At 74.3% G+C, this 4,960-nt stretch carries 6 protein-coding genes; 4 read left to right on the top strand and 2 right to left on the bottom strand.

The genetic code is table 11. The features are described from left to right. Positions 1-6: 6 nt before the first annotated feature. Together dprE1 and dprE2 are read left to right on the top strand one after the other, a co-directional pair. Complete coding sequence (dprE1, locus tag C1I98_RS35030; protein ID WP_233508446.1) at positions 7-1,329, top strand: FAD-binding protein; 1,323 nt, start codon at positions 7-9, stop codon at positions 1,327-1,329. Next, positions 1,326-2,072 carry a decaprenylphospho-beta-D-erythro-pentofuranosid-2-ulose 2-reductase gene (gene dprE2 / locus C1I98_RS35025; RefSeq protein ID WP_111171608.1) on the top strand — a complete coding sequence of 249 codons (747 nt, stop codon included), beginning with the start codon at positions 1,326-1,328 and terminating at the stop codon, positions 2,070-2,072. The genes dprE1 and dprE2 overlap by 4 nt, the downstream gene beginning before the upstream one ends. Before the next feature lies 1 nt (position 2,073). Here the strand turns inward: dprE2 and C1I98_RS35020 are convergent, their stop codons facing one another. Continuing rightward, entirely contained in the window at positions 2,074-2,607 is a 534-nt protein-coding gene (locus C1I98_RS35020; RefSeq protein WP_111171607.1) for a cysteine dioxygenase family protein, read from the bottom strand. Positions 2,608-2,682: 75 nt separating this feature from the next. On the opposite strand from C1I98_RS35020, the gene C1I98_RS35015 reads away from it, so the two are divergent. Both C1I98_RS35015 and C1I98_RS35010 read left to right on the top strand, forming a co-directional pair. Then, entirely contained in the window at positions 2,683-3,597 is a 915-nt protein-coding gene (locus C1I98_RS35015; RefSeq protein ID WP_111171606.1) for a LysR family transcriptional regulator, read from the top strand. A 27-nt stretch (positions 3,598-3,624) separates the two neighbouring features. Further along, a complete protein-coding gene (locus C1I98_RS35010) occupies positions 3,625-4,263 on the top strand; it encodes a LysE family translocator (protein ID WP_111171605.1) in 639 nt (212 codons plus the stop codon). Between the two features lie 6 nt (positions 4,264-4,269). On the opposite strand, the gene rarD is transcribed toward C1I98_RS35010, so the two are convergent. Continuing rightward, complete coding sequence (gene rarD / locus C1I98_RS35005) at positions 4,270-4,908, bottom strand: EamA family transporter RarD (protein WP_267898105.1); 639 nt, start codon at positions 4,906-4,908, stop codon at positions 4,270-4,272. Between the last annotated feature and the right edge of the window lie 52 nt (positions 4,909-4,960).

Below are 4,960 nucleotides of genomic sequence, written 5' to 3'. Positions count from 1 at the left end.
GCCTTCCTGTCCGGCTGGGGCCGTACCGCCCCCACCCCGGCCGACGTCCGGCGGCCCCGCAGCACCGCCGAACTGGCCGCGCTGGTCGCCCGCCCGGCCCCGCGCGGGCTGATCGCCCGCGGCCTCGGCCGCGCGTACGGCGACGCCGCCCAGAACGCCGGCGGCCTGGTGATCGACTGCACCGCGCTGACGTCCTGGCGGCTGGACCCTACGACGGGCGTGGTGACCGCCGCCGCCGGCGTCGGCCTGGACGAGCTGATGGCCGCGCTGGTGCCGCGCGGCTGGTTCGTCCCGGTCACCCCCGGCACCAGGCACGTCACCGTGGGCGGGGCCGTCGCCGCCGACGTACACGGCAAGAACCACCACGTGGACTCCTCCTTCGGGGCCCACCTGCGCTCGCTCGACCTGGTCACCGCCGACGGCTCGGTACGGACACTGCGGCCGGGCGACCCGCTGTTCTCGGCCACGGTCGGCGGGATGGGCCTGACCGGGGTGATCGCGCAGGCCGAGTTCGGCTGTGTCCCCGTGGAGACCTCCCGGATGCTGGTGGACGTCCGGCGCACCACCGGCCTGGACGACACCCTCGCCGAGATGGTCGCCGCCGACGGCCGCCACCGCTACACGGTCGCCTGGATCGACTTGCTGGCCGGGGGCGCGCGGACCGGGCGCGGCGTGCTCACCCTGGGCGACCACGCCCGCCGCGCCGACCTCCCCGGCGCGGTCGCGGACCCGCTGGCGTTCGCACCGCGCACCCGGCTGTCGGCCCCCAGGCGGGTCCCCGGCGGGCTGCTCAACCCGGTGACCGTGCGCGCCTTCAACGAGGTCTGGTACCGGCGCGCGCCGCGCGCGGCCCACGGCACGATCCAGCACATCGCGCCCTTCTTCCACCCGCTGGACGCCGTGGCGGGCTGGAACCGGGTCTACGGGCCGCGCGGGTTCGTGCAGTACCAGTTCGTGGTGCCCGACGGGGCCGAGGAGACGCTGCGGCACATCGTGAACCGGCTCTCGCGGGCCGGCGTGGTGTCGTTCCTGACCGTGCTCAAGCGGTTCGGCCCCGGTACGGACGCGCCGCTGTCGTTCCCGATGCCCGGCTGGACGCTCGCCCTGGACATCCCGGTGGGCCGCCCCGGGCTGGCCGGGCTGCTGCGCGCCTTCGACGAGCGGGTCGCCGCCGCGGGCGGGCGCGTCTACCTGGCCAAGGACTCCCGGCTGAACGCCGCCCTGCTGCCCGCCATGTACCCGCGCCTTGCCGAGTGGCGGCGGATCCGCCACGATGTGGACCCCCGCGGCGTGTTCCGGTCCGACCTGGCGAGGAGACTCGACCTTTGAAGAACTCACTCGGCGGCGTGGACACCGTGCTGCTGCTGGGCGGGCGCAGCGAGATCGGGCTGGCCGTCGTGGCGCGGCTGGTCCGGGGCGGCGCGCGGCGGGTTGTGCTCGCCCTGCGGGACGCGGAGCACGCCGTGCCTCCGGACCTTCCCGCCGAGGTCCACCTGCTGGAGTTCGACGCGGCCCGGCCGCAGACCCACCCCGGGGTGATCGAGGCGGCGGCCGGGCTGGTCGGCGACCTGGACGTGGTGATCGGCGCGTTCGGCGTACTGGGCAGGCAGGGCGACTACGACGCCGACCCGGCCGCCGCGGCGGCCGACGTCGTGGTCAACTTCGCCGGCCATGTGTCCGCCGGGCTGAGCGCCGCGCGCCGGCTGCGCGAGCAGGGGCACGGCACGCTGGTGGTGCTGTCGTCGGTGGCTGGCGTGCGGGTACGGCGGGCCAACTTCGTGTACGGCTCGGCCAAGGCCGGGCTCGACGGGTTCGCGCAGGGGCTTCGTGACTCGCTGCACGGCACGGGCGCGCGGGTGCTGCTGGTACGCCCCGGGTTCGTGCGCGGCCGGATGACGGCCGGGATGCGCCCGGCCCCGCTGTCCAGCACCCCCGGCCAGGTCGCCGACGCGGTGGTGGCCGCGCTGCGCTCCGGGCGCGACTCCACCGTGTGGGTCCCAAGACTCCTCGGCCCGGTGTTCACCGCGCTGACCCTGCTGCCCCGCGCCGCCTGGCGGCGGCTGCCCCGATAGGTCAGGCCCTGGTGACCGGCAGGTCGTAGACCCGCCGGATGCTGCTGCCGAGCCTGCCCAGGTCGGCCCCGTAGACGTGCAGGGACACCCCGACCTCCGCGCTCGTGTTGCGGACCATGTGGATGTCGCCCGGCGGGGCGAAGCCGCCCGCCTCGCCCGGCCGGTTGTCCGCGTGGCCGGTCTCCACCAGGCGGTCGCCGTCGAGACGGTACAGGGTCTCGTGCTCGATGCCGCTGAGCACGCCGAACGCGCACCACGCGACGTGGTCGTGGATCACCGTGGCCTGACCGGGCCGCCACACCACCGCGGCGATGGAGAACTCCGGCCGGGCGTGCAGCACGTGCGAGACGTACCCCGCCGGGTCGCCCGCCCGCCGCTCCTCGATGAGCAGGGCGGACACCGGCGGCATGCCCTCGCGCAGCAGCGCCGCGACCGCGCGGGCGGTGTCCCGGGGCGCGAGCCCGCGGGCCACGATCGCGCCGACGGCGCGGGTGAACTCGGCCAGATCCGGTCGTGCGATCGCTGTCGTCTTCATACCTTCAGGGTCGCCAGCGGCGATACATCACGTCCAATGCAGATATCCGCGCCGACCTATAGATAGCGTTGATACATGCTCGACATCGTGCGGCTTCGCGTGCTCGCCGCGGTGGCCAGGCACCGCTCGGTCACCGCCGCCGCCAGAGAACTCCACTACTCCCAGCCCTCGGTCAGCCACCACCTGGCCAAACTGGAGGCCGAGACGGGAGCCAAGCTGGTGCAGCGGGCGGGCCGCGGCATCCGGCTCACCGAGGCCGGGCGGCTGCTCGCCGAGCGGGCGGGGGAGATCCTCGGGCGGCTCGACGCCGCCGAACACGAACTCGCCGCCCACGTCGGCCTGCGCTCCGGCCGGGTACGCCTGGCCGCCTTCCCCTCCGCGCTCGGCACCTTCGTGCCGCGCGCCGCCGCCCGCCTGGCCCGCGAGCACCCGGGCCTCGCGCTGCGGATCACCGAGGCCGAACCTCCCGAGGCGCTGCGGATGCTGCGGGCGGGTTACGTGGACGTGGCGGTCATCTTCCGGTACGCCGACACCACGCCCGAGGACAACGGCGTCCGGCTCACCCGCCTGCTGGACGACCCGAGCCACCTGCTCACCCGCGAGGAGGCCGGCGACCTTCCCGAGCTTCCCGACCTGGCCGACCTCGCCGACCGGCCGTGGATCGCCGGCTGCGAACGCTGCCGCATCCACCTGCTGGACCTGTGCCGGGCGGCCGGATTCGCCCCGGACATCGTTTTCACCAGCGACGACTACGTGGCCGTGCAGGCGATGGTGGCCGCGGGCATGGGCGCGAGCGTGCTGCCCGGCCTGGCGCTGGCCGCGCACCGCGCGCCCGGCGTACGGTTCAGGGAGCTGCCCGGCGCGGCCCGTCGCGTCCTCGCCGCCCGGTACGGCGAGCCGCCCGACCCGCCGCCCACCCTCGCGCTGCTCGCCGCGCTGGTCGCGGAGTGCGACCAAAATGTCCACCTGCCGGAAATCGCGATGCGGTGATCCGCCCCCGGGCGTAACATCCGCGACATGCCGGATACATCCGCCCTCCTGGTCTTCTGTGCGGCCAGCCTGGCGCTGCTGCTCACGCCTGGGCCCGCCGTGCTCTACATCGTGACGCGGGGGGTCGCGCAGGGCCGGGGCGCGGCGATCGTGTCGGTGCTCGGCGTGCACACCGGGTCGGCCGTCCACGTCGCCGCCGCGGCGTTCGGGATCACCGCGCTGCTGGCCGCCTCCGCCACCGCCTTCACGGTGATCAAGTACGTGGGCGCGGCCTATCTGATCTGGCTGGGCGTGCGCAAGCTGCTGGGCCGGTCGGGCGGTTCATGGACCGCCGAGGTCTCCGCTGCATCGCCGGGGCGGCTGTTCTGGGAGGGGTTCGTGGTCAACGTGCTCAACCCGAAGACCGCCATGTTCTTCCCGGCCTTCCTTCCGCAGTTCGTCGACCACCGGGCCGGGCCGGTCGCGGCGCAGGTCGTGCTGCTGGGCCTGATCTGGATCGTGCTCGGGCTGGCCGGCGACGGTTGCTTCGCGCTGGCATCGGCGGCGCCGGCCGATCGGCTGCGGCGTTCGGTCAAGGTACGGCGGGGCCTGGACGTGGGCAGCGGCGCGATCTTCGTGGGCATGGGCGCGATGGCGGCGCTCAGCGGCGACGGCCGTTCCACCTGAACCCGCTCACCGGACGGCCCGCAGACCGTCGATCGCCAAGATCGCCAGGGCCGCCCACAGCAGCGCGAACCCGGCCCACCGCAGCCCCGGCATGGCCTCGCGGAAGACCAGCACGCCGAGCAGGAACTGCACGGCGGGCTCGATGTACTGCAACATCCCGGTCACCGTCAGCGGGATGCGCGGCGCGGCGGCGCTGAACAGCAGCAGCGGCACCAGCACCACCAGCCCCGCCCCGACGCCGAGGGCGGTGTTGAGCGCGGAGACGTGACCGAAGGTCGCCTGCCCGGCGGACTGCAACGCGACCGTGTAGACCAGCGCGAACGGGAACAGCACCGACGTCTCCACGAAGAGCCCTTCGGCCGCGCCGACCCCCAGGTGCTTCTTGATCAGGCCGTAGGTGCCGAAGGTCGCGGCCAGGCCGACCGCGATCCAGGGCGGCCTGCCGTACTCCACGGCGAGCACTCCCAGCGTCGCCGCCCCCAGCCCGACCGCCGCCCACTGTCCAGGCCGCAGCCGCTCACGATAGAACGCCACTCCGAACGCCACGCTGACCAGCGGCGTCACGAAGAACCCGAGCGACGCCTCCACCACCTGGCCGTTCAGCACCGCGAAAAGGAAGATCCCCCAGTTGACGCCGCTGGTCAGCGTGGCGTTCGGAGTGGCGTTCTATCGTGAGCGGCTGCGGCCTGGACAGTGG

It is taken from the genome of Spongiactinospora gelatinilytica (assembly GCF_003236385.1).
In the GTDB taxonomy this organism is placed as follows: domain Bacteria; phylum Actinomycetota; class Actinomycetes; order Streptosporangiales; family Streptosporangiaceae; genus Spongiactinospora; species Spongiactinospora gelatinilytica.
This window is presented reverse-complemented; position numbering and strand designations above follow the sequence as displayed.

What these genes read in the sequence shown, in the direction of transcription:
- C1I98_RS35020 (WP_111171607.1), bottom strand. Translation starts at nt 2,607, where the DNA reads ATGAAGACGACAGCGATCGCACGACCGGATCTGGCCGAGTTCACCCGC.
- C1I98_RS35015 (WP_111171606.1), top strand. Translation starts at nt 2,683, where the DNA reads ATGCTCGACATCGTGCGGCTTCGCGTGCTCGCCGCGGTGGCCAGGCAC.
- C1I98_RS35010 (WP_111171605.1), top strand. Translation starts at nt 3,625, where the DNA reads ATGCCGGATACATCCGCCCTCCTGGTCTTCTGTGCGGCCAGCCTGGCG.